The organism is Streptococcus mitis, assembly GCF_902159415.1.
GTDB lineage: Bacteria > Bacillota > Bacilli > Lactobacillales > Streptococcaceae > Streptococcus > Streptococcus mitis_BG.
In genome coordinates, this window is record NZ_CABGJU010000002.1 from 158,278 (window position 1) to 180,891 (window position 22,614).

Below are 22,614 nucleotides of genomic sequence, written 5' to 3' on the forward strand. Positions count from 1 at the left end.
CTAGTATAATTCTTTGAAGGTAGAATCACTAGAAGCTTCTGTCATGAGGAAATATGACAAATGTCACAAAAAAAGAAAGTTGATTTCTCAACTTTCTTTTTTTCTATTATTTAATCTTTATTCCACACTGAAGAGATATGGATACACTGGTTGTTGACCGTGGTGGATTTCTACTTCGACATCTTCGAATTCTTCTGCGATTTCTTGGGCAATTTGGTTAGCCAATTCTTCGCTTCCATCTTCACCGATATAGAAAGTCACGATTTCACTGTCTTCATCCAACATATGTTTCAAGGTTTCAGTCAAGGTTTGGTGCATGTCAGGGTTTGATACGAGGATCTTACCATCTACCATACCAAGATTGTCATTTTCGTGAATTTCTAGACCATCGATAGTCGTGTCTCGAACGGCAGTTGTTACACTACCGCTGACCACATCACCAAGAGCTGCAGTCATGCGTTCTTTGTTTTCTTCGATAGTCTTGCTTGGATCAAATGCTAGAAGGCTAGTCAATCCTTGAGGAAGAGTACGTGCTTCTACCACTACTGCTGGTTGTTCCAATACCTCTGCGGCAGATTGAGCTGCCATAAAGATATTTTTATTATTTGGCAAGAAGATAATGTTGCGAGCATTGACTTTCTCAACAGCCTTGATAAAGTCTTCTGTCGAAGGGTTCATGGTTTGTCCACCTTCGATGACATAATCCACTCCTTGAGCACGGAAGATATCTGCCAATCCTTGACCAGCTACTACTGCGATAAGGGCATATTCTTTTTCTTCAGCTGGCTTGCTGACTTGAGCTTCTTTTTCTACTTGTGCTTCGTGTTGGTTACGCATGTTATCGACTTTAACCTTGACCAAGCTACCATATTTGAGACCTTCTTGCATGACAAGACCTGGATCTTCTGTATGGACGTGAACTTTAACGATTTCATCATCGTTAACAACAAGTAATGAGTCCCCAAGGTCATTCAAGTAGTTGCGGAATTCATCGTAGTTAAACTCTTTAGCATAAGTTGGACCTTGCTTAAGGGCAACCATGATTTCCGTACAGTAACCAAAGGTAATGTCTTCAGTTGCTACATGTCCGGCTACAGATTTGTGGTGTTCTGCATTGATCATCTCACCCATATTGGCTGGAGTAGCTACAAAGTCTTCAGAAGCGCTATATTCACCAGTAAGAGCTGAAAGGAAACCTTCGTAGATGAAGACCAAACCTTGACCACCTGAGTCCACAACGCCAACTTCCTTCAAGACTGGAAGCATTTCTGGAGTTTTAGCAAGGGCTGCTTTAGCTCCTTCCAAGGCTGCACGCATCACTTCAACTGCATCATCTGTCTGCTCTGCTTTTTTCTTAGCACCGATGGCAGCACCACGTGATACAGTTAAGATAGTTCCTTCAACAGGTTTCATAACAGCCTTATAAGCTACTTCAACACCAGATTGGAAGGCAAGAGCTAGGTCTTTTCCTGTTAACTCTTCTTTTGTCTTGATAGCTTGTGAAAATCCACGGAAAAGCTGAGAAGTGATAACTCCAGAGTTCCCACGCGCACCCATCAAGAGACCTTTAGCTAAGATGCTTGCAGCCTCACCAACAGTTGAAGCTGGTTTGTCTGCTACTTCTTTGGCACCATTTTCGATAGTCATTCCCATGTTTGTTCCTGTATCTCCGTCTGGAACTGGGAAGACGTTTAATGAATTGACATATTCGGCTTGCTTATTTAATCGAGTAGAAGCAGCCTGGACCATTTCCTGAAATAGGCTTGTAGTAATATTTGACACGATTATTCTCCTACAACTTTGATATTTTGAATGAAGACATTCACAGTCTGAGCAGTGATTCCAAGTTGATTTTCCAAACTAAAACGTACACGCTCTTGGATGTTTTTTGATACTTCGCTGATTTTTGTTCCGTAGCTCAAGACAGTGTATACATCAACTGCAATGCTGCCATCTTCAGCCGCTTTAACAACTACACCTTTAGAATAGTTTTCCTTACCAAGAAGGGCTTGGAAATTATCTTTGAGGGCATTTTTACTAGCCATACCGACCACACCAAAAATCTCAGTTGTTGCTCCGCCTACAACAGTAGCAATCACATCATCTGTTAGTTCGATTTGACCATCTTTTGTATTAATTTTTACAGTCATCTTTTTTTACCTCAACTAGTTGATACTCTATTTTATCATATTTCAGCCCAACTGTAAAAGCAGAATGATGTATCATCGGATATTTGCTTGATTTTTCAAATGGTTTCAGCTGTCGAGTAAAACAAAAAAGACCCTGTAGGTCTTTTCATGTTTATTAAACGCGTTCTACTTTTCCTGATTTCAATGCACGAGCTGAAGCCCAAACTTTTTTAGGTTTACCATCGATAAGAACAGTAACTTTTTGAAGGTTTGGTTTTACGGCACGTTTAGTTTGGTTCATCGCGTGTGAACGGTTGTTTCCTGATACAGTCTTACGACCTGTAAAGTAACATACTTTAGCCATTGTGTTTTCCTCCTATTAGATCTAATATAGCGGATGTGCTAGCACCACATACCGTACTATGTTATCACACTTTCTCCATTTTGGCAAGGGAATTGGAAGATTTTTTTATTTAGCATAGACAACTTCTAGTTTTCCAAAAGCCACCTCTCCACGGACAATCAGGGTCTTACTTGTAGGAGCTACTGAAGCATCTGCCTTAGCTGCACCACAAAAAGTTTCTACCTTTAGATCGACTCTCCAGTGTTGTGGCACATAGATGACTGCATTCCCAAATCCGACTTCTATCTTTAAGGTTGCGGTATCACCTAACATCTCTGCATTATCATAATAGATCTTGGCATTCCCAAATCCGACTTCAAACTCGTCTTCTACCAATTCTTGATCTTGCTTGTAGAAAGTTCCGCTACCAAATGCAACTTCCTTATCTGTAAGGATGGTCTTTTCACCATCATACCACCATTTTTTCCCATTCCAAGTTCTGTTAGAATGAGTGAGTGCACTGACACCCATTACGATTAATATACTAGCCCAAAACAAAGACTGATTGGGAATCGGTAGAATAGCATAGACATGATTTGCAATCATGAGAGCCACTAGGGCTGTAAAAGAGGCTGAAGTGAAATGACGGCGAAGGATTGCCTCAACTGATTGATAGGCAAAAAAGGCAATACCAATCAAGGGCCAAATTTTCCCTTCAAGTGAAGGGATTCCAAAATTTCCCTGCAATAATACTACAGCTGCCAATACTAGTAACACAATACCAAATACTTTCTTTTTCATGTTCTTACCTCATATTTCTTAGATTTTCTTTTAGGAGGGATTGGTAGTGCCGTGACACGTGAACCTCCTTGTGGGTCTGATAAAAGGAAATAGTACCTGTCCCTGAGAAGGACTTGTCCACCGAGTATACCCGCCGAAGATTGGCTATGGTCGACTTGGATACCCGACTGAAATAGCGGGGCAGGATGGACTCTAACTCATAAAGCTTGAGTCGAACCTCGTAGGCTTCTTTCTGTGTGTGGGCGTAAATCTTGCTACCTTCTGTCTCAAAAAAGAGAATTTCTGCCAAGTCTAAGTAGTACTCACCCGTCCCCTTATAAAAGATCAACCTAGGAGCCTTGGTTTCTTGCAAGAGTCGTTGCAAGTCAGCTATTTCATCTGTCAGGGCTGCAGCCTTGATGACAATCTCTGTCTCAGTTAATTCACTATCAATCTCGATTCGTAACTTCATCCTATCTCCTTTCTGCATCTACTATACCAAAGCCCAGAAGACTTTACAAGGGCAAAAAAGCAAGTGGTCACTTTTGACCCGTAAGTGGTTACGAGGCCAAGCCCACTTGCTTTGCTTTTTAGAAAATAAAGAAAAGAATTCCCAAGAGGAGGCCACAGGCGTAGCCAACTAAAACATCCTTGGGATAATGAACGCCTCCTAAGATTCGCACAAGACCGAGAAGAGCTGATAAGATCAACAAAACCAACCCCACAGGAAGATTTGCATGCAAGCAAGCCATGGAAATGATGGTTGCTGAAAAGACATGGCGACTAGGCATTGAATTACCGGAACTATCCTTGTCTAGTAGCGGGACAATTTCCCAAGTTTCATAGGGTCGGGGTTGATTGATCCACTTACGAACTAGCGTCAAAAGGAGAAAGCCTAAAGCTGGCACCAAAATATAAGCATATAGGTCTTTCCCGATCCCTTTATTGACAACGCTTGTTCCCAACAGGGTCAAGTAAGCTAAGGGCATCAGAACTGTCATCATACGATTAAAGACTCGCATCAATTGCAATAATTGTGGATGTCGAAGAAGACTTGATTTCCTCTTCTCGTACCACTCTTGATAGTTTTTCATCTGTTTTCTCGTTGTTTCTAGATTTTACACAAGAAGCCTGACAGAACGAGTCTGCTAGCATCTCCTACTCTAGTATAGTGCAGAAAAAGAAGGCCGTCAAGCCTTCTGAGATTTATTCTTCTGCTTGGTCTTCTGTAAATTGACTATTGTAGAGGTCTGCATAGAAACCACCCTGAGCCATAAGCTCTTCATGATTGCCTTGCTCAATGATGTTTCCTTCTTTCATGACCAGAATTAAGTCCGCATTACGGATGGTTGACAAGCGGTGGGCGATGACAAAGGATGTGCGTCCCTCCATCAAACGGTCCATAGCCTTTTGAATCAACTCCTCCGTACGAGTATCGACTGAGGATGTTGCTTCGTCCAGAATCAAGAGCGGAGCATCCTTGAGCAGAGCACGAGCAATGGTCAAGAGTTGTTTCTGCCCGACTGACAAGGTCACTGTATCATCCAAAACAGTATCGTATCCATCAGGTAAGGTTGTGATAAAGTGATGGATTCCTACTGCTTTGGCAGCTTCAATCACACGTTCATCACTGATCCCTGTTTGATTGTAGATGAGATTGTCTCGAATGGTTCCTTCAAAGAGCCAGGTATCCTGCAAGACCATTGAAAAGGCATCATGTACTTCTGAACGTTTCATAGTCTTGGTATCCACACCATCAATCCGAATACTTCCCTGATCAATCTCATAGAATTTCATCAAGAGGTTGACAATGGTCGTCTTACCAGCTCCGGTCGGACCGACAATAGCAACCTTTTGACCTGCATGAGCTGTCGCAGAAAAGTCATGAATGATCGTTCGCTCCTGTGTGTAGCCAAATGAAACTCTGTCAAAAACCACTTCACCCTTCATGTTGGTCAATTGTCTTTCCTTATGAGATTCATCTTCCATTTCCTCTTCACCTAGAAATTCGAAGACACGAGTCATGGCTGCACTAGCTTGTTGTAAGCTGGTAATTCCTTGGGCAATCTGTGATAAGGGTTGCGAAAATGTTCGAACATACACCATGAAGGCTACAATAATCCCGATACTGATATACCCTTCAAGAGCCAAGGCAGCACCGACGATAATGACTAGAACATAACTAAAGTTGCCTACAAAGACCATGGCAGGCATCATGATACCAGAAATAAACTGAGATTTCCAGATGCTATCATGTAGATTCTGATTCAAGCCTGCAAATGTTTCTTTTGTTGGTTCCACAGCATTATAGCTAGTCACCACATTGTGGCCAGAGTACATTTCTTCCACATAGCCATTGACAGCTGCTAGATTGTTTTGTTGAGCTTTAAAGTAACCTTGAGATTTAGCCATAATCACTGAAACCGCCGCAAATCCAACAAAGGTTGAAACAACGGTTACCAGGGCCAAAATCCAGTTCATCCCAAACATAGTAATCAAAACAGCAATCAGTAAAAAGCTAGCTGAAAGAACTGTCCCAAGACTTTGGTTGAGAGATTGAGCTGCTGTATCAACGTCATTAGTTACACGAGAAAGGGTGTCCCCTTGAGAATGACGGTCAAAGTAAGCAAGAGGCAAGCGATTGATTTTCTCAGCAATAGCTGTACGCAAACGTTTTGAGAAATGTTGGATACTAGTTGAAAAAATGTAGGCTTGCGTGTAGTTCAGGATAATACCAATCACATAGAGGATAACCAAAAAGCTAGCAATACTTGACACAGCCTCTAGGTCAATTCCAGTCATCAACCCATCTGAGATTAAGTTGGTAATTTCTTTGATCTTAGTTGGTCCATAAACCGTGATAATACTTGAACATATAGCCGCCACAACTGCGATTAGTAGGGGAAGTTGGAGACCTGCTAGAAAAGGTCTACACTGTTTCCATAAGGACATTTTCTTATTTTCCATGTTCCAATTCCTCCTTCGATAGTTGTGAATAGGCAATTTCTTGGTAAACTTCATTGTTTGCTAGAAGTTCCTTGTGGGTGCCTTGTCCCACGACTTTACCCTGATTCAAGACTAAGATCAGGTCTGCATCCATGATGGTTGAGATGCGTTGGGCAACGATCAACTTAGTCATGGATTGTGTTTTTTCAGCTAATACTTGACGCAAGATACGATCTGTCTTGTAGTCCAAGGCTGAGAATGAATCATCAAAAATGAGAATTTCAGGCTTACGAGCCAAGGCGCGTGCAATGGCCAGACGCTGTCTTTGTCCACCTGAGAAATTGGTCCCACCTTGAGCCACTTCTGATTCAAGACCAGCTTCCTTATCCTCTATAAAGTTTTTAGATTGAGCCAATTCCAGAGCTTGCCACATGGCCGTCTCACTTAGTGGCGTTTCTTGACTCTTACCAAAGTCGAGATTGCCCTTAACATCTCCAGAAAAGAGCACAGCTTTTTGAGGGATATAGCCAACTTTATTACGCAAATCTTCTAAGTCATAATTCTGAACATTGACGCCGTCTACTAGAATTTCTCCCTCTGATACATCATAAAAACGGGATAAGAGGTTAACTAGAGTAGATTTACCAGAACCAGTTGAGCCGATAAAGGCAATGGTTTGCCCTGCTTCTGCCTTGAAGCTGACATGTTCTACAACTGCTTCTGAATTTTTAGAATAACGGAAGGTTACGTCGTGGTATTCCACTTGACCTTTTACAGAAGAGTTTGCTGTCTGTGGGTGACTAGGATTTTCAATAGTGGAATGAAGGTCCAAGACTTGATTGATACGACCTGCAGAAACCAAGGTACGAGGCAAGACGATAAAGAGAGCACCCATGAGTAAGAAGCCCATTACGACTTGCATGGCATAAGACATAAAAACTACCATATCGCTAAAGAGGGGTAGACGCTCTGTCAAGCTAGCGTCGTTGATAAGATAAGCACCAATCCAGTATATGGCAAGGACCAAGCCGCTAGAAATCGCCATCATAATAGGATTCATAATGGCCATTAAGCGACTGACAAAGAGATTGAGTCGTGTGACCTCATCATTAGCTTCTTCGAATTTCTTATCTTGGTAATCCTCAGCATTGTAAGCACGAACAACCCGAATCCCTGTCAAGCTTTCGCGCGTGATGCTATTGAGTTTATCTGTCAATTTTTGGATAACAGATTGTTTAGGAAAGGCCAAAGTCATCAAGACAGTTGTCATCAGAACATTGACGATGACTGCCACCACTACTGCCCAAATCCAGTATTCAGACTTGCCAAGGATTTTACCAATGGCCCAAATAGCCATGATAGGACCACGAGTGACCACTTGGAGTCCCATGGTAAAGAGCATCTGAATCTGCGTGATATCATTAGTCGTCCGAGTCAATAGACTGGGGATTGAGAAACGTTTAATTTCTGTCTGGGAGTAATCCAAAACACGATTAAAAATATCGCTTCGTAGATGAGCCGTATAGGATGCTGCAACTCGAGCGGCAAAAAATCCAACTGTTACAGATGATAGGAAGGCTAAGAATGACAAACCCATCATCTTAGTTGCTGGCGACCAAAGGTCTCCCAACTCCGTACCTGGTGTTCCGAGTAATTCTGTTATTTTTGAAACGTAAGTCGGTACTTCTAACTCGAGATAGACCGAGCAACAGGTAAAGAGAACAGTTATTAGAATCATGCTCCACTCTTTTCCTGTGATACGCTTAGCGAGTTTCTTCATTCTCACCTCCTATTTTTTCTACATTTGCTTGTAGTTTTCCAAGGACTTCTTCAAAGATAACGAGATTCTCTTCAGAAATACCATCAAGTAAACTACGGTCAATTCGGTCAAAAAAAGACTTAACTTGCTTCATTTGAGAGCGTGATTTTTCGGTCAAATAAACAAATTTCGCCCGTTTATCACTTGGACTCACCTCCAACTCTACCAAACCATTTTGCACCATACGCTTGACCAAATTACTAGCAACTGACTTGGTAATATTGAGTTCTTGTTCAATATCCTTGATGAGCGTCAGTTCTTGTTCATGTTCACGACGATCTAAAAAACGGAGGACCTGCCCTTGCGGGCCCCCCATAAATTCAATACCACAACGCTTGGCTTCTTTTTGAACCATGAGGTGTATCTGGTGCCCAAAACGTTTAAAGACCAACATCGGTTTATCCATGCTTTCTCCCTTCTAAGTAAAAATAGTTCTCATAAGAACATTTAAGTTTCTATGAGAACTATTTTATCATTTTAAAAAAAGATGTCAAGAAAAAAGTTTCCTTGAGAACTATTTGCTAATCATTGACAATAGTGGATAATTTATCTATAATAAGCCTAACTTATCATGTAAAGCGAAATTTTCGCACTAGAATTGGGAGAATTTTTAGATGAAACAAGAGAATCAGCAAATCTTAGGAATTCTTGCTATCATCTTTGGGGCCATCGCCCTTCTTGGGTCTTGGATACCAATTATCAACTATCTGTCATTAATTATTGCTGTCCCTACTTTAATCTTGGGAATTATCGGAATTGTCCTCAGTCCTAAAAAACAAAAAACCTTAGCTATTCTCGGAACCTCCTTTGCCCTTATTGCAATTATCGTTTCCGTAATAACTCAATTCCTTTTTTCGAATATCTTAAACGGCTGGGTAACTAAATATAGCCACACTTATAGACAAGAGATTCCTTATTTTGAAGGAGAACAGGGTGGAAACCTACCAGACACTAGTATCGATGAATACCAAGACGAGGACGACATTGAAGAAGACCAGGGCTTTACTTGGACTCAAGACCAGTTTGATGCCTTAGTCGAAGGTGACCTTTCCAACAGAGGACAAGGCGGGAGCAATTACCAGGATGTTATTAAAAAACATGGAATTCCAGACAACGTTACAGACTCAAATGACGGTGATTATCAAACTAAAAGAATTTCCTACATTTTCCTTGGTTCAGAAAGCAAAGCCGTCATTTTAACCTTTGTAAAACAGGAAAATGGGCAGTTTCTTCTAATCCATAAATTTTCAATCGGCTTAGATCAAGAGCAACAAAAAAACTCAGATATGACTATTTAAATATAAAATAAAAAAACGAACAACTATTAGAGCTGTTCGCTTTTTTATTAGAATCCATCAACGTTGGTGTAGATTTTTTGGACATCTTCGTCGTCTTCAAGAACGCCGTATAGTTTTTCAAAGCTTGCAAGATCATCACCTGACAACTCAACTTCTGATTGAGGAATCATCTCAAGTTCTGTTACTTGGAATTCTTCGATACCAGATTCACGCAAAGCCACAATAGCTTTGTGAAGGTCAGTTGGAGCTGTGTAAACAGTGATTGTTCCTTCTTCTGCTTCTACATCGTCTACATCGACATCTGCTTCAAGCAAGAGTTCAAAGATGGCATCAGCGTCATCACCTGCAAATACGATAACACCTTTGTTGTCAAAGAGGTAAGATACTGAACCTGAAGCTCCCATATTCCCGCCGTTTTTACCAAAGGCAGCACGGACATTGGCAGCTGTACGGTTAACGTTTGAAGTCAAGGTATCCACGATGAGCATTGAACCATTTGGTCCAAAACCTTCGTAACGACCCTCTGTAAAGGTTTCGTCTGTATTCCCTTTTGCTTTATCGATTGCTTTATCAATAACGTGTTTTGGTACTTGTGCTTGTTTAGCACGGTCGATAACGAATTTCAAAGCTGAGTTCGATTCTGGATCTGGATCACCTTTTTTAGCTGCTACATAGATTTCTACACCAAATTTTGCATATACTTTAGAGTTAGCTCCATCTTTAGCCGTTTTCTTGGCTACGATATTGGCCCATTTACGTCCCATTAGGAATCTCCTTTTTTCACATTTTAATCTTTCTTATTATAACACAAGTCTAGTCGATTTTCACTAGAGGAAATGGATTTTTCTTTTGTAAATTAAGCTAGGATTGCCGACCAACAGCCAAGATTTTCTTGCCTTCCTTTATCCAAGGATTCTGAGAAAGCGAGATATAAAGCTGTCCAGTCATCACAAGCCAAAGTAGCGGTTCACATAGGATAACGCCTGTATAACCTGCCCAAGGAATAATCCAAGCTACAAAAACAATTTTGCCGATAAACTCTATAAAACTAGATATGAGGGGCAAGAGTTTTTGACCGAGTCCCTGTAAACTATTTCTATAAATCAACAAAAGACTCAAAAAGGGATAGAAAACAGAACTAATGCGTAGGTACAAGGATCCATTTTCGATCAAGTAACTATCTGTTGAACTCGCTAAGAAAGAAACCAGGCTAGGACTTGCAAAAAATAGGAACACACAAGCAAAGGTTGCCCAAGACATGCTCAAGTAGCTCCCTAAGCGAAGACCCTGGACAATACGTTCGGGACGTTTTGCCCCAAAATTTTGTGAGATAAAAGTCGTCATCGAAGCTGAAATAGCTGTCATCGGTAGTAAAGCAAAGGCCATGATTCTACGTGCTGCCGTTTGGGCACTGATAATCACTGCTCCAAAGCCATTGACAGAGGATTGCAAAATGACGCTTCCGATAGAGACGATTGACCCCATCAGCCCCATGGCTAGACCCTGCTCTAAGAGATCAACATAGAGAGCCTTGTTCCATTTGAAGTGCTTCAAGCCTGGAAGAAGCTCCGGAACACTCTTGCGGATATAGAAATAACAGAGAATAGCAGACAAACCTTGCGAGATGATGGTTGCAAGACCTGCAGACTGAACCCCCAACTGTAGTTGCGTAATAAAATACAAATCTAAAATGACATTAACAATGGCTGAAAAGATAAGAAAAGCAAGCGCTGCAAGGCTATCGCCAATCGAGCGTAGCAATCCTGCAAAGAGATTGTAGGCAAAGCTAACTCCCACACAGCTGACAATCATAGAGATGTATTCATAGGATTGGGGAAGGATTTCTGCAGGAGTTTCTAGGTACTGTAAGAGTGGATAGAGTCCGAAGAAACCCATCAGCATCACAAAACCACTCAGGATTGCACCTAAAATCCAAGTCGCTGCGACAGCCTCTTTAATCTTTGTAAAATTACGAGCGCCATAAAGCCGAGCAATAACAACTCCCATCCCATTTCCGACTCCGAGAGCAAAGCCAATAATCAAATCAAAAATGGCTGTCGTAGCTCCGACTGCCGCCAAGGAATTTTGTCCTAAAAAACGCCCAACAATCAAAATATCAGCCGTATTGTAGAGTTGCTGAAAGATATTAGATAAAAGAATCGGAAAAGCAAAACTAATAAGAGCAGGAAGAATGGGACCATGAATCAAGTCCACCGTTGATTTTTTATTCATAAGGCTATTATAACAGCTTTCAAGTTGAGGAACAAGGGAGTTTCCTTAAGAAAGCGTTGCCTATATGTAAACAATCTGGTATAATCGTGACAGAAAAGGAGGGTATGTATGAGCTTAACAAGTCAGTTAATTACAGATGTATTTCCAGACCTTGAAAAGGTTAGAAAATTAAATATTGAAGCCTTCCCTGAGGAAGAAAGGGTGCCCTTAGACGAATTTTTACTGTATCAAGATAGGGATGACGCTCATTTTTTTGCCTTTTATAATGAGGAGGAGTTTATTGGCTTTGCCTTTGCCATCTCCAATCAAAAAGCTTTCTACATCAGTTTTTTCGCTATCATGCCTCATTTGCGTAGCCATGGTTATGGAAAAGAAATTATTGAAAAGTTGATTGACTTTTATCAGCGTACGATGATTCTTGAAGTGGAAAGACTGGATGAAGACTGCGATAACCTAGAACAGAGAAAAGCCCGAATGGAGTTCTATAAACAAAATGGTTTCAAAACAGCCAATGCTTTTTTAGAGTATGAGGGCCTTAGTTTCGAAATTCTCTATCGTGGTGACCACTTTGACGAAGAAGCCTATCGTAATATCTTTCAAAAATTGCAAGACGAGAATTACTTCGACTTCCACATCGAATACCGTCGTTTCAGTGATCATTAAACAAGATAATTCCACACACATTGACAGTCATTTGTAATCTGATATGCTTTAAAACTCTACCGATTTTTAACATACAAAAAATGCATGTAATCTATAAGATTACATACATTTTTTTATTCTTAGTTACAATGTGGCTTAAGCTTCTGCTCCACCTTCTGGAAGAATGAAGTAAAGAATAGCATAAGCAATCACACCTGATCCACCAGCTAAAGTGAACAAGATCCAAAGAACACGTACAAGCATTGGATCCATGTTAAAGTAGTCAGCAAGACCTGCACAAACACCACCAAGTTTCTTATCTTGAACGTTACGAACTAAACGTTTTTCCATTTTATAAATCTCCTTTTTTGGTAATCCCATTTATTTTATCATCAAATTAATAAAAAAGCAATAATTTTCTGTTTTTTACTAAGAAACTAGGCCTTTTATTCGCTTTTTCAGAAAGATTAAACATTAAAAAAGTGGAGAAACTCCACTTTTAGTTTTTATTCTTCGATTTCGATTTCAAGAGCGTCTCCCAAATCAAGTGTTACTTCTTGGTTAGAATCTGCATCAGCTACTACACTTGCTTTAGAACCTTCTTCCTCTTCAATTAAACTATATTGAACACGAACTTGGTGGTCAATTTCATCAAAGATTTCTGGATGGTCTGCCAAGTATTTCTTAGCATTCTCAGAACCCTGACCGATTTTTTCACCCTTGTATGAGTACCAAGCACCTGCTTTTTGAATGATATCCAAATCACTTGCAATCTTCAAGAGTTCACCAGTTCTAGAAATTCCTTCTCCATACATGATTTCAACAAGAGCTTCTTTGAATGGTGGAGCCACCTTGTTTTTCACAACCTTAATCTTGGTTTCCTTACCTACATTGGTATCTTTTTGATCACCAGTTCCCTTGATTTGTGTACTTCCACGCACATCCAAACGGACTGAAGCATAGAATTTAAGGGCGCGTCCACCAGGAGTCGTTTCTGGATTCCCAAACATAACTCCTACTTTTTCACGCAATTGGTTGATAAAGATAGCGATAGTCTTTGTCTTGTTGATAGAAGCACCGAGTTTACGCATAGCCTGACTCATCATACGAGCTTGGAGACCAACGTGGCTATCTCCGATATCTCCATCGATTTCAGCACGAGGTACAAGAGCTGCAACTGAGTCAATAACCACAAGGTCAACCGCACCTGAATCGATCAATTTCCCAGCAATTTCAAGACCTTGCTCACCTGAGTCTGGTTGTGACAAGAGCAATTCGTCGATATTAACGCCAAGAGCTGCTGCATAGGCTGGGTCAAGAGCGTGTTCCGCATCGATAAAGGCAGCAATCCCACCCTCTTTTTGTGCCTGTGCTACAGCATGAAGGGCAACTGTTGTCTTACCTGATGACTCTGGACCGTAGATTTCGATGATACGTCCCTTTGGATAACCACCCGAACCGAGTGCAATATCAAGTGCCAATGAACCTGAACTCATGACTTGTACTTTTTGTTCCGCACGCTCACCCAAACGCATGATTGAACCCTTACCAAAATCTTTTTCGATTAATTTAAGGGCATCGTTCAAGGCTTTTTCACGATCAGCACCAAATTTTTTCCCAATTTCATCTAATTTTTTTGTTGGTTTTTTTGCCATTTTATTCTCCTGTATTTTAATGGTCCTTAGACCTTATTCTATTATATCAAAAGTCACTTACTTAATAAAGCTTTGAGAACTAAGTTAAAGGCATGCATAACAGCAATTTTACGAACATCTGTTCGACTCCGTCCTCCTATATTGACACGTATGACCTCTGTACCCGATTCTTGAGACAGTCCTATAAAAACTGTACCTGCCGGATGACCTTCTAAACTTTCAGGTCCTGCCACTCCTGTCAAACTAATCCCAATATCGGATGCAGTTTTTTCTCGTGCCTGCTCAGCCATTTTCTCTGCTGTATAGGTTGAAACAACACCATGGATTTCTAATTCTGTTTGTGGAATATCTAGCATTTTAGCTTTTTCTTCCAGACTATAAGTCACAAAACCACCTTTAAAGATAGCAGATACTCCTGAAAAATCTGCTATGCTTGCTTGAAAGAGACCTGCTGTCAAACTTTCTGCAGCGGTAATACTTATTTGTCTCTTTTTTAATTCTTCTACTACAAGACTAGCTAGACTCATTTCATCCCCATAGCCATAGCAAAGCTCTCGAAGGGAAGTACCTTCGAAAGTATCTCGACTTAAGATCTGCTCCTCTAAAGTATTCAAGGCCAAATCAGCCTCCTCTTTGCTCTTAGCCTTAGTCGACAAACGCAAGGTAACTTCCCCAGTTTTTGCATAGGGCGCCAAGGTTGGATCCGTTTGTTGTTCGATTAAATCTGCTAAGATAGTGGCTAGCTGACTCTCTCCTATCCCAAAGAATCGCAGAACCCTTGAGTATAATTTAGCGCCTGTCATCAATCTTGGCAACAACTCATTTAGAATCATCGGTTTCAATTCACTAGGTGGTCCAGGTAAAACAACATAAGTTACCCCTTCCACCTCAATCATGCCACCCACTGCTAAGCCCGTCTCATTGGCTAGAGGGGTTGCTCCTTGAATAATCTGAGCTTGACGCTCATTATTTGGAGTTCGGGCATAATCAGGTCTCTGGGCAAAAAAGTCATCTAATTTCGCCTGTGCTTGTGCATCAAAAACTAAATTTTTTCCTAAGAACTTGGCCACCGTTTGTTTGGTCAAGTCGTCTTCTGTAGGTCCCAATCCTCCTGTTAGTATCACTAACTCACTCCGTTCTCGAGCTATCTTTAGCACGGACAAAAGACGAGCCTCATTATCTCCAACAGCAGTTTGAATATAGACATCCACACCTATTTCAGCTAGTTTTTCAGATAAAAACTGAGCATTAGTATTAAGAATTTGCCCTGTCAAAATCTCAGTTCCAACAGCAATAATTTCCGCTTTCATTTCTCCCTCCTACTTATCAATTCGAATTTCTTTGAAAAAACCGCAGGAAAAATCCTACGATTCGATAAATCTATGGCAAGCCAGACGATTTGGCTTCTTTTGTAACTAAACTCTATTGAGTCATCATCACTCATTCTTGTTCTTCTTCAATAATTGTTGCTTCTGAGAGGACTCCTGGATTTTGATTATTGATTTCTTCGTACAAGACCACATTTGTTTTTAACTCAGTTACTTTAGGTTGGCCCAATGAAGTACGTAATAAATTCTGAATCTCTAACATATGTTCTGAAGTAACAATTTGGTAGGAGCCTCCCTCAATCGTGGCATCTTCACCTCGCAACTGATGAGTTTCAATATTCTTAAAGGATTCTTGATAGCCTAGCAATTGTGGAATCGTAGAAGTCGTAATCTCGATATTTGTCTGCATATTGTCGCTAAGAGCTTTCAAGATATCTTGGTAGTGGGTTACACTGTTTAAGCTTAAAATCTTTTCAATCACTCTTTGGATAACCTCACGTTGTCGTTTCTGACGACCATAATCTCCTTCTGGATCCTGATAACGCATGCGTGAATAAACTAGAGCTTCTTCACCATTTAGGTGTTGCTGTCCCACTCCGATGGAAATCTTGTTAAAAGGTTCCTGGTCTTGAATGGAGATTGGAAAACCTAAAGTATTGTTGACCGTAATACCACCTACAGCATCAACCATTCTTTGAAGACCATGCATATTTACCATGACATAGCGGTCAATGTGGATATTCATCATATCCTGAATCGTCGAGATAGCTAGCTCAGCTCCACCACCCGCATAGGCGGCATTCAGTTTTTCCTCAGTAACAGTACCATCTTTGTGTTGAATTTTTGTCAAAATGTCCCGTTCCAAACTAATCATTGTCGTTTTCTTGGTCTTGGGATTGACTGTCAACAATATCATTGAGTCACTGTTGCCTTCCCAGGGATCTGTACGTTCGACATTCCCCGTATCCACTCCCATAAGCAAGATTGTCAATGGTTGTGTTGCTTCAATAACCTTTGTTTCTTCCCCTATTTTTTTATAAGTTTTTGCCAAGGAACTTGTTCCTTGATTATAAATCGTATAGGCATATGTTCCCACACCTAAAATAGATACAAGAAGGAAGCCTAAAAACATTTTTAATATTTTTTTTATCATACACTCATTCGTCTATCAGTAATCCCATTAGGTAAACGTCAAGAAACTCTCCTCTTTCTGTACAAGCACCACGTTCCTGTAGCCCTTCTGTGATAAAACCCATTTTTTTATATAAATGGATAGCAGCAGTATTTCGTTTTTGTACGGTCAATTGCAAGCGTCGAATGACTCCACTAGATTTAGCCCATTCTATGCTCTCTTCCATTAAAACACTGCCTAAACCAAATCCCCAAAAGGATTTTTTTATACCCAAAAAAATGTCTCCGATATGTCTGATTCTTGGTCGATGATCAGCTGTAATATTGATAACTCCTGCTAACTCATCATTCAAAAAAGCGAGCAAAGTAATCTGGTTATCAGACTGAGCCTGCTTGTCGATAAACATTTCCATTTCAGACTGACTGATTGAAATGCCATTTTCATCCAAACTCGTAAACGTAGACTCTTGTCCTATCTGATCTAAAAGAGCTAGCAGAACTTGAGCATCCTCAATTTCTGCCTCGCGGATTAAAAGTTCATACTCCATTCGTCAATCTCTCTAGTAGGCGACTCGCTCTTTGACCATGGGCATGACATCTAATTTCTCGTCCCTCATCTTTTTTGAGAATTTCTAATTCTAGATAGTCTGAAGGAAGATCTTCACCCAGTAAATGTCCCCACTCAATGACAGTAACACCATCTCCGAACAGAAACTCATCTAAATCAATAGAGTCGGCATCTCCTCCGATGCGATAGACATCTAAATGATACAAAGGCAAACGCCCTTCATATTCTCGAACGATGGTATAAGTGGGACTTTTAATCATCTGATTAATTCCTAGACCCTTGGCTAGACCCTTTGTAAGTGTGGTTTTCCCAGCACCTAATTCACCAGTTAAAATTAAAACATCATTTTTTTCTAGTATATTGCCCAACTTTTTTCCAAAAGCCATAAGCTCATCTTCATTTTTTGTGCGCATGCATCCATTATACCAAAATTTTTTTCGATTGTGACATTCCTAACAACAAAAAAGGAGGGAAACCCTCCTTCTTTTTTGAAAAAATTTCTCATTAATTTAGAGCCATACTAATGTAGTTCAAGATAAATAAAGCATCTAAAATCCAAATCATTGCATGGACATCTTTAATTTGACCTTTAACAATTTTCGTTAAAGTATAAGTGAGGAAACCAATAGCAATACCCTGAGTAATTGAGTAGCTGAATCCCATAAAGATAGAAGTAAAGAAAGCAGGAACTGCTTCTGACATATCATCCCAAGGAATATTTTTAAGATTAGACAGCATCATAATTCCGACGATAATCAAAATTGGTGCTGTTGCTGCCGAAGGAACAATAGCAAGAAGTGGGCTAAAGAAGCTAGATAGGGCGAAACAGATAGCAACTACTAGAGCTGTCAAACCTGTACGTCCACCAGCACCAATACCTGCTGCTGACTCGATATAAGTCGTAACGTTTGATGTACCAGCAATGGCACCAACTGAAGTCGCCACCAAGTCAGAGTAAAGAGCTTTATCCAATTTGTCTGACTCACGGTTTTCACCACTTGTTGCAACGATACCAACTTTTTCACCTGTACCAATAAGAGTACCGATTGTGTCAAAAATATCTGTCAACGAGAAGGCAAGAATAGCCATCAAAGTTTCAGGCAAACGAGAAGTATTTGAAATCAAAGACCCTAAACCTTCTGATCCAAGACCTGCACCAAACAAAGTTCCTAAATCGTTAATCGCTGCTGAAAGGTTGTTGCTTGCGAAATCAATGCTAGACAAATCAACAACACCAACTGCAATGGCAAGAACTGTAGTTGTTAAGATTGAAAGGATGATTCCACCTTTGATTCCTTTAACAACAAAGAAAATCGTAATAGCAAGACCTGCAAGAGCTACTAGAACAGCCGGACTGTTAAAATCAACCAATCCAGGAACAGCTCCTGAATTAGCAGTGATTGCTGCTTGAGCCTTATCTGCACCTTCCCCTGCTACTGTATAACTACCTGGATCGATAGAAAACTTCAAGAGACCTGCATTCTTAATACCAACGTAAGCAAGGAATACACCAATACCAGCAGAAATTGCTGAACGAAGTGTCGTAGGAATAGACTCGATAATCATTTTACGAACATTGGTTAATGTAATAATCAAAGAAATGATACCACAAATGAAGACCATACCTAAAGCTTCCTGCCATTTATAGCCCATACCAAATACAACCGTAAAGGTAAAGAAGGCATTAAGTCCCATACCTGGAGCCTGTGCATATGGCAAGTTTGCATAGAAAGCCATCATTAAAGTTCCGACAACAGAACCAATAATCGTAGCAAGGAATATCCCTTGAACTGGCATTCCAGTTTGTGAAAGCATTTGAGGGTTTACAAAGAGAATGTAACTCATTGCAAAGAATGTTGTTAAACCAGCAAGCACTTCTGTACGGACATCTGTCCCGTGCTCTTTTAGTTTAAATAGTTTGTCCATGTTTAATCTCCTTTTGTTTTTTACGAACAATGATAAAATTATATCATTAATCATTCAGTTTTTCAAGCTGTTTTTAAAATAATTTGAAGACTATTACTAGAATCAGTTCTTTCTATTTCCATTTATAGTCTGCTTTTCTTGTGTATTTTTGATATAATAGAAAACATCTTATCTGAAACTAGATTCGGGAGGATCTTATGACTAAAAAAATAATTGCCGTTGACTTAGATGGAACCTTACTCAATGGGGAGAGTAAACTATCTGATTTCACAAAAAAAACTATCAAAGAAATTTCAAAAAAAGGACATCATGTCATCATCGCAACCGGACGTCCTTACCGTATGGCTAAAGATTTTTATCGTGAATTAGAGTTAGAAACACCTATGATTAACTTCAATGGGTCTCTGACTCATCTACCTGGTAAGGTCTGGGAATACGAAAAATGTCTGACTGTTGATAAAAAGTATCTCCTAGATATGGTTGAACGTAAAGAAGAAATTGAAGCAGACTTTATAGCTGGAGAGTACCGTAAAAAATTCTATATTACAGCGCCTGACCAAGAAATTGCAGACCCTAGACTATTTGGTGTTAAGAACTTCCAGCCTGAAAACCAATTTAATTCTGACCTGGTTACCAAGGATCCCAACTGTATTTTATTGCAGACTCGAGTAAGCGACAAGTATGCTCTGGCAGAAGAAATGAACAGTTTTTACAAGCACCAGCTTAATATCAATACTTGGGGTGGTCCCTTGAATATCCTCGAGTGTACACCGAAAGGAGTTCATAAAGCCTTTGCCCTTGAATATCTTATTGATGTCATGAATGTAGATAGAAAGAATTTGATTGCTTTTGGTGACGAACAGAATGACACAGAAATGCTAGCCTTTGCAGGCACCGGATATGCCATGAAAAACGCCAATCCAGCTCTACTTCCTTTCGCCGATGAACAGCTTCCATTGACCAACGAGGAAGACGGAGTTGCTCACTTCTTAAGAGAATTATTTCTTTAACTATTAAATACCTTCCATACTTTTATGCTAGAATTTATCTAGCTTAAAAGTATGGAATTTTTTTGCTACAAACAAAAATCTTGAACCTGCGAATACAGATTCAAGATTTTTAAAAAATAGTTTACTTAATGTTCTACTTCTTTAAAACAATACGATCAGAAATTTCACGATCCATATCATCAATGATAATTTGATTACCATATGCTACATAAACTTTGATGTCATCTCCAATAAAGACTCTCTGATTTTCTGGTTCGAAAGTTACCTTCTTAATTTCCTGATCACCATCAGGCTCTACTTCCGTCCATGTTCCAGTATTACCAGTAACAACGAGAGTAATGCTATCTCCCTCATCTTGCCCTTTATAGATTCCATCAATGTTAGTTACTGAACTAGCCGTCGAACTAGAAATAGTCGTTTCCGCTTGCTGACCAGTTGTTACTTCCGTACTGGTGCTTGCTTGAGTTGAAGGAGCTGCCTGCTCTTTTGGCGAACATGCAACTAAGAGACTAAGACTTGCCAAAGAAGCAAGAGAAAGTGTGAATTTTTTTAGTGACATCATGTCTCCTTTCTTTTAGTGGCTTAAAATCAGAATAACCCTGCCGAGCCACCACACCTTTACTATAACAAATAAAGATAGGAGGGTCAATCAAATGACTTTTGTTTCATAAGACAAGCGCGAACCTCAGATATAAAGTAGAGAGATCCTGTCACAAATAGCAGGTCTTTCTCTCCTGCAGAAGCTTCAAAAGTATCTATAAATTCTTGATAGGAACTAACTATTCTATAACCACTCAAGTCTTGCTTCTCTAAGGAGCCTTGGTAATCAAAACTCGTAACATAGAGATCTGCGTCAGGTAAATGCTCTGTTAAATAAGTAAGCATCCCACTATAATCTTTCCGCTTTAGCGCACCAAATAGAATTTGAGGCTGATACCCTTGCTGGATTTTTTCTTGGACAAACTCAACCAAACGCTCTAGAGCTGGTAAATTGTGAGCCCCATCCAAATAGATGTGATCAGTGACAGCTTCTAGCCTTCCAGCCCATTTAGTAGCTTGCAAGGCAGCACGTACTGCTTCTTGATCTACTTTCTCGTTTCTTTGTGCCATAAATAGTAGAAAAGCCTGCAAGGCAAGAGCTGCATTTCCCTCCTGATATGCTCCCTCCAATCCCAATATTAGGTGGTTAAAGTCAGCTAGAGAAGAAGAAGAAGAAAAGTTCCCATTTCGGAAAGAAAAATCTTTGTTAGCTTGGTAGAGAGTCACACCCAAATCATTCGCAGTCCTTTGACAAACGAGTTGGGCTTCCGGTGCTAGATTTGCAATCACAGCTGAGTTCCCGGGCTTAAAAATTCCTGATTTCTGCTCAGCAATTGCTGCTAAACTATCTCCTAAGGTTTCCTGATGATCGAGGCCGATCGATGTGATGACTGCAATCTTTCCAGTCACCACATTAGTGGTATCGAGAAGTCCACCAATCCCTACTTCAAGTAAGACCAAATCTACTTTTTGCTCTTTAAAATAAAGCAAAGCAATCAAGGTCAGCAACTCAAAAAAAGAGAGCTGATCGTGGGTTTCTAGAAGTCTTTGCTCCATTGCTTTGACTTGATCTGCTAAACGAATAAAATCTTCGTCCGATATTGGTTCTCCATTAATACAGATGCGGTCATGGATACTAACAATGTGGGGCGAAGTAAAGATTCCAACCTTCTTGCAATGACTAGCAAAAAGCTCCCTCATAAAGGCAATAGTAGAACCCTTGCCATTAGTACCCGTTACATGGATGATCGGATAGGTTTGCTCAGGGTTTCCCAGTAAATCTACTGCTCTTTGCATCCGTCCCAATCCTGATCTAAAATTCAATCCAATCCGACTATGAAGCCATTTTTCTACTTCAATCATGCTGATCTCCTTAACAAAAAAGCGAAGAGAATCTTCGCTTTTTACTCATTTTGCTAGATACTAGCTAAACTTTATTTTTAGTGGGGGGCTAAAAACATCCCCCGGATGTTCCTGCTTTTTCTTATTTCTAGAAGCAGGGCTGATACAGTCTACCAGACTGTATCACTCCTCCATAAAGCTGTTGAAGACTTCTTCAATCATGTTCCATTCATCTTCTGAATCTTCAGGGATTGGTTGCAATTCACCTTCTGTCCCGTCTTCGTTTTCAGTGTATGAATAAGCTTGGATTTCCACTTGTCCATCTTCGTCTTCCTCAGCATTAACTGGTACAAGAAGAACATAGTTTTTACCAAATTCTTCTTTTCCGTCAATAGTCAATAGGATTTCAAATAAAGTTTCGTTTCCTTGCTCGTCTACAAGTGTAATAAGTTCACGTTCTTCGTGATCGTGGTTGTGATCGTGTGACATAGTTTCTCCTCTGTCTTAAAATTTTCTATCTAAATAATTTTGCAAAATCAACTGAGCCGCTAATTTATCAATAACCTTTTTTCGCTTATTGCGACTAATGTCAGCTTGCTCAATCAACATACGCTCTGCAGCAACCGTAGTCAAGCGTTCATCTTGATACTCTACTGGCAAACCAAAAAGTTCTTCTAGCTTTGCACCATAGGCTTGACTAGCTTCCACTCGTGGTCCACTGGTATTGTTCATGTTTTTAGGTAATCCAACAACAAAACGCTCCACCTTGTATGTATCAACCAACTCCTTAAGTCTATCAAAGCCAAATTGACCTTGTTCTTCATTGATTTGGATAATTTCAAGCCCTTGTGCTGTAAAACCTAGCGGATCGCTAATTGCTACACCTACCGTTTTTGAACCAACGTCCAATCCCATAATTCTCATAG

25 protein-coding genes are annotated in these 22,614 nt (G+C 40.1%); 3 read left to right on the plus strand and 22 right to left on the minus strand.

The window, feature by feature from the left end:
• Positions 1 to 117: 117 nt before the first annotated feature.
• The 9 genes from FN031_RS07050 to FN031_RS07090 all read right to left on the minus strand — a co-directional run bounded on the left by FN031_RS07050 (position 118) and on the right by FN031_RS07090 (position 8,423).
• Positions 118 to 1,782: a DAK2 domain-containing protein gene (locus FN031_RS07050; protein WP_142558876.1), complete on the minus strand. Its 1,665-nt coding sequence runs from the start codon at positions 1,780 to 1,782 to the stop codon at positions 118 to 120.
• A 2-nt stretch (positions 1,783 to 1,784) separates the two neighbouring features.
• Positions 1,785 to 2,150, minus strand: a complete 366-nt coding sequence (locus tag FN031_RS07055; RefSeq protein WP_142558879.1) for an Asp23/Gls24 family envelope stress response protein — start codon at positions 2,148 to 2,150, stop codon at positions 1,785 to 1,787.
• A gap of 154 nt (positions 2,151 to 2,304) precedes the next feature.
• Positions 2,305 to 2,493, minus strand: coding sequence for a 50S ribosomal protein L28 (rpmB, locus tag FN031_RS07060; protein WP_001140948.1), 189 nt, complete (start codon positions 2,491 to 2,493; stop codon positions 2,305 to 2,307).
• 105 nt (positions 2,494 to 2,598) lie between these two features.
• Positions 2,599 to 3,273, minus strand: coding sequence for a LiaF transmembrane domain-containing protein (locus tag FN031_RS07065; RefSeq protein ID WP_142558882.1), 675 nt, complete (start codon positions 3,271 to 3,273; stop codon positions 2,599 to 2,601).
• A 4-nt stretch (positions 3,274 to 3,277) separates the two neighbouring features.
• A complete protein-coding gene (locus FN031_RS07070; RefSeq protein WP_142558884.1) occupies positions 3,278 to 3,724 on the minus strand; it encodes a LytTR family DNA-binding domain-containing protein in 447 nt (148 codons plus the stop codon).
• A gap of 118 nt (positions 3,725 to 3,842) precedes the next feature.
• Positions 3,843 to 4,346 carry a phosphatase PAP2 family protein gene (locus FN031_RS07075; RefSeq protein WP_142558885.1) on the minus strand — a complete coding sequence of 168 codons (504 nt, stop codon included), beginning with the start codon at positions 4,344 to 4,346 and terminating at the stop codon, positions 3,843 to 3,845.
• A 112-nt stretch (positions 4,347 to 4,458) separates the two neighbouring features.
• Positions 4,459 to 6,219, minus strand: coding sequence for an ABC transporter ATP-binding protein (locus FN031_RS07080; protein WP_142558887.1), 1,761 nt, complete (start codon positions 6,217 to 6,219; stop codon positions 4,459 to 4,461).
• Complete coding sequence (locus FN031_RS07085) at positions 6,209 to 7,978, minus strand: ABC transporter ATP-binding protein (protein WP_142558888.1); 1,770 nt, start codon at positions 7,976 to 7,978, stop codon at positions 6,209 to 6,211. Before FN031_RS07085 ends, FN031_RS07080 begins: the two co-directional genes overlap by 11 nt.
• Complete coding sequence (locus tag FN031_RS07090; RefSeq protein ID WP_142558890.1) at positions 7,962 to 8,423, minus strand: MarR family winged helix-turn-helix transcriptional regulator; 462 nt, start codon at positions 8,421 to 8,423, stop codon at positions 7,962 to 7,964. The genes FN031_RS07085 and FN031_RS07090 overlap by 17 nt, the downstream gene beginning before the upstream one ends.
• 208 nt (positions 8,424 to 8,631) lie before the next feature.
• Here FN031_RS07090 and FN031_RS07095 point away from each other — a divergent pair, with 208 nt between their 5' ends.
• The gene (locus tag FN031_RS07095; RefSeq protein WP_142558892.1) at positions 8,632 to 9,315 is read left to right on the plus strand and encodes a hypothetical protein; all 684 of its coding nucleotides are present in this window, start codon (positions 8,632 to 8,634) and stop codon (positions 9,313 to 9,315) included.
• Positions 9,316 to 9,362: 47 nt separating this feature from the next.
• Here the strand turns inward: FN031_RS07095 and FN031_RS07100 are convergent, their stop codons facing one another.
• Entirely contained in the window at positions 9,363 to 10,079 is a 717-nt protein-coding gene (locus tag FN031_RS07100; protein ID WP_142558894.1) for a YebC/PmpR family DNA-binding transcriptional regulator, read from the minus strand.
• A gap of 97 nt (positions 10,080 to 10,176) precedes the next feature.
• Entirely contained in the window at positions 10,177 to 11,547 is a 1,371-nt protein-coding gene (locus FN031_RS07105) for an MATE family efflux transporter (protein ID WP_142558896.1), read from the minus strand.
• Between the two features lie 108 nt (positions 11,548 to 11,655).
• On the opposite strand from FN031_RS07105, the gene FN031_RS07110 reads away from it, so the two are divergent.
• Complete coding sequence (locus FN031_RS07110) at positions 11,656 to 12,210, plus strand: GNAT family N-acetyltransferase (RefSeq protein ID WP_142558898.1); 555 nt, start codon at positions 11,656 to 11,658, stop codon at positions 12,208 to 12,210.
• A 135-nt stretch (positions 12,211 to 12,345) separates the two neighbouring features.
• On the opposite strand, the gene FN031_RS07115 is transcribed toward FN031_RS07110, so the two are convergent.
• From FN031_RS07115 to FN031_RS07145, 7 genes are all read right to left on the minus strand, one after another.
• The gene (locus FN031_RS07115; RefSeq protein ID WP_142558900.1) at positions 12,346 to 12,540 is read right to left on the minus strand and encodes a PspC domain-containing protein; all 195 of its coding nucleotides are present in this window, start codon (positions 12,538 to 12,540) and stop codon (positions 12,346 to 12,348) included.
• A gap of 155 nt (positions 12,541 to 12,695) precedes the next feature.
• Positions 12,696 to 13,844: a recombinase RecA gene (gene recA, locus FN031_RS07120; protein WP_142558902.1), complete on the minus strand. Its 1,149-nt coding sequence runs from the start codon at positions 13,842 to 13,844 to the stop codon at positions 12,696 to 12,698.
• A gap of 53 nt (positions 13,845 to 13,897) precedes the next feature.
• Positions 13,898 to 15,154, minus strand: a complete 1,257-nt coding sequence (locus FN031_RS07125) for a competence/damage-inducible protein A (protein WP_142558904.1) — start codon at positions 15,152 to 15,154, stop codon at positions 13,898 to 13,900.
• A gap of 130 nt (positions 15,155 to 15,284) precedes the next feature.
• The gene (lytR, locus tag FN031_RS07130; protein WP_142558907.1) at positions 15,285 to 16,325 is read right to left on the minus strand and encodes a glycopolymer--peptidoglycan transferase LytR; all 1,041 of its coding nucleotides are present in this window, start codon (positions 16,323 to 16,325) and stop codon (positions 15,285 to 15,287) included.
• Positions 16,326 to 16,329: 4 nt separating this feature from the next.
• Positions 16,330 to 16,851, minus strand: a complete 522-nt coding sequence (locus tag FN031_RS07135) for a GNAT family N-acetyltransferase (protein ID WP_142558909.1) — start codon at positions 16,849 to 16,851, stop codon at positions 16,330 to 16,332.
• Positions 16,841 to 17,284, minus strand: coding sequence for a tRNA (adenosine(37)-N6)-threonylcarbamoyltransferase complex ATPase subunit type 1 TsaE (gene tsaE, locus FN031_RS07140; protein WP_142558911.1), 444 nt, complete (start codon positions 17,282 to 17,284; stop codon positions 16,841 to 16,843). The genes FN031_RS07135 and tsaE overlap by 11 nt, the downstream gene beginning before the upstream one ends.
• Positions 17,285 to 17,375: 91 nt before the next feature.
• Positions 17,376 to 18,797, minus strand: coding sequence for an NCS2 family permease (locus FN031_RS07145; RefSeq protein WP_142558913.1), 1,422 nt, complete (start codon positions 18,795 to 18,797; stop codon positions 17,376 to 17,378).
• A 197-nt stretch (positions 18,798 to 18,994) separates the two neighbouring features.
• Here FN031_RS07145 and FN031_RS07150 point away from each other — a divergent pair, with 197 nt between their 5' ends.
• Positions 18,995 to 19,807 (plus strand): Cof-type HAD-IIB family hydrolase, encoded by an 813-nt coding sequence (locus FN031_RS07150; RefSeq protein WP_142558915.1) that lies wholly within the window; start codon positions 18,995 to 18,997, stop codon positions 19,805 to 19,807.
• A 133-nt stretch (positions 19,808 to 19,940) separates the two neighbouring features.
• Here the strand turns inward: FN031_RS07150 and FN031_RS07155 are convergent, their stop codons facing one another.
• From FN031_RS07155 to ruvX, 4 genes are all read right to left on the minus strand, one after another.
• Positions 19,941 to 20,366 carry an SP_0198 family lipoprotein gene (locus tag FN031_RS07155; protein WP_142558917.1) on the minus strand — a complete coding sequence of 142 codons (426 nt, stop codon included), beginning with the start codon at positions 20,364 to 20,366 and terminating at the stop codon, positions 19,941 to 19,943.
• An 86-nt stretch (positions 20,367 to 20,452) separates the two neighbouring features.
• Positions 20,453 to 21,709 carry a bifunctional folylpolyglutamate synthase/dihydrofolate synthase gene (locus FN031_RS07160; RefSeq protein ID WP_142558919.1) on the minus strand — a complete coding sequence of 419 codons (1,257 nt, stop codon included), beginning with the start codon at positions 21,707 to 21,709 and terminating at the stop codon, positions 20,453 to 20,455.
• A 162-nt stretch (positions 21,710 to 21,871) separates the two neighbouring features.
• Positions 21,872 to 22,177: a DUF1292 domain-containing protein gene (locus FN031_RS07165; protein WP_142558921.1), complete on the minus strand. Its 306-nt coding sequence runs from the start codon at positions 22,175 to 22,177 to the stop codon at positions 21,872 to 21,874.
• Between the two features lie 15 nt (positions 22,178 to 22,192).
• Positions 22,193 to 22,612: a Holliday junction resolvase RuvX gene (ruvX, locus tag FN031_RS07170; protein WP_075565484.1), complete on the minus strand. Its 420-nt coding sequence runs from the start codon at positions 22,610 to 22,612 to the stop codon at positions 22,193 to 22,195.
• Positions 22,613 to 22,614: the final 2 nt, after the last annotated feature.

What these genes read in the sequence shown, in the direction of transcription:
- FN031_RS07105 (WP_142558896.1), bottom strand. Translation starts at nt 11,547, where the DNA reads ATGAATAAAAAATCAACGGTGGACTTGATTCATGGTCCCATTCTTCCT.
- FN031_RS07110 (WP_142558898.1), top strand. Translation starts at nt 11,656, where the DNA reads ATGAGCTTAACAAGTCAGTTAATTACAGATGTATTTCCAGACCTTGAA.
- FN031_RS07145 (WP_142558913.1), bottom strand. Translation starts at nt 18,797, where the DNA reads ATGGACAAACTATTTAAACTAAAAGAGCACGGGACAGATGTCCGTACA.
- tsaE (WP_142558911.1), bottom strand. Translation starts at nt 17,284, where the DNA reads ATGCGCACAAAAAATGAAGATGAGCTTATGGCTTTTGGAAAAAAGTTG.
- ruvX (WP_075565484.1), bottom strand. Translation starts at nt 22,612, where the DNA reads ATGAGAATTATGGGATTGGACGTTGGTTCAAAAACGGTAGGTGTAGCA.
- FN031_RS07125 (WP_142558904.1), bottom strand. Translation starts at nt 15,154, where the DNA reads ATGAAAGCGGAAATTATTGCTGTTGGAACTGAGATTTTGACAGGGCAA.
- FN031_RS07095 (WP_142558892.1), top strand. Translation starts at nt 8,632, where the DNA reads ATGAAACAAGAGAATCAGCAAATCTTAGGAATTCTTGCTATCATCTTT.
- FN031_RS07115 (WP_142558900.1), bottom strand. Translation starts at nt 12,540, where the DNA reads ATGGAAAAACGTTTAGTTCGTAACGTTCAAGATAAGAAACTTGGTGGT.
- FN031_RS07070 (WP_142558884.1), bottom strand. Translation starts at nt 3,724, where the DNA reads ATGAAGTTACGAATCGAGATTGATAGTGAATTAACTGAGACAGAGATT.
- FN031_RS07085 (WP_142558888.1), bottom strand. Translation starts at nt 7,978, where the DNA reads ATGAAGAAACTCGCTAAGCGTATCACAGGAAAAGAGTGGAGCATGATT.
- lytR (WP_142558907.1), bottom strand. Translation starts at nt 16,325, where the DNA reads ATGATAAAAAAAATATTAAAAATGTTTTTAGGCTTCCTTCTTGTATCT.
- FN031_RS07155 (WP_142558917.1), bottom strand. Translation starts at nt 20,366, where the DNA reads ATGTCACTAAAAAAATTCACACTTTCTCTTGCTTCTTTGGCAAGTCTT.
- rpmB (WP_001140948.1), bottom strand. Translation starts at nt 2,493, where the DNA reads ATGGCTAAAGTATGTTACTTTACAGGTCGTAAGACTGTATCAGGAAAC.
- FN031_RS07080 (WP_142558887.1), bottom strand. Translation starts at nt 6,219, where the DNA reads ATGGAAAATAAGAAAATGTCCTTATGGAAACAGTGTAGACCTTTTCTA.
- FN031_RS07100 (WP_142558894.1), bottom strand. Translation starts at nt 10,079, where the DNA reads ATGGGACGTAAATGGGCCAATATCGTAGCCAAGAAAACGGCTAAAGAT.
- FN031_RS07160 (WP_142558919.1), bottom strand. Translation starts at nt 21,709, where the DNA reads ATGATTGAAGTAGAAAAATGGCTTCATAGTCGGATTGGATTGAATTTT.
- FN031_RS07090 (WP_142558890.1), bottom strand. Translation starts at nt 8,423, where the DNA reads ATGGATAAACCGATGTTGGTCTTTAAACGTTTTGGGCACCAGATACAC.
- FN031_RS07135 (WP_142558909.1), bottom strand. Translation starts at nt 16,851, where the DNA reads ATGGAGTATGAACTTTTAATCCGCGAGGCAGAAATTGAGGATGCTCAA.
- FN031_RS07165 (WP_142558921.1), bottom strand. Translation starts at nt 22,177, where the DNA reads ATGTCACACGATCACAACCACGATCACGAAGAACGTGAACTTATTACA.
- FN031_RS07150 (WP_142558915.1), top strand. Translation starts at nt 18,995, where the DNA reads ATGACTAAAAAAATAATTGCCGTTGACTTAGATGGAACCTTACTCAAT.
- FN031_RS07065 (WP_142558882.1), bottom strand. Translation starts at nt 3,273, where the DNA reads ATGAAAAAGAAAGTATTTGGTATTGTGTTACTAGTATTGGCAGCTGTA.
- recA (WP_142558902.1), bottom strand. Translation starts at nt 13,844, where the DNA reads ATGGCAAAAAAACCAACAAAAAAATTAGATGAAATTGGGAAAAAATTT.
- FN031_RS07055 (WP_142558879.1), bottom strand. Translation starts at nt 2,150, where the DNA reads ATGACTGTAAAAATTAATACAAAAGATGGTCAAATCGAACTAACAGAT.
- FN031_RS07075 (WP_142558885.1), bottom strand. Translation starts at nt 4,346, where the DNA reads ATGAAAAACTATCAAGAGTGGTACGAGAAGAGGAAATCAAGTCTTCTT.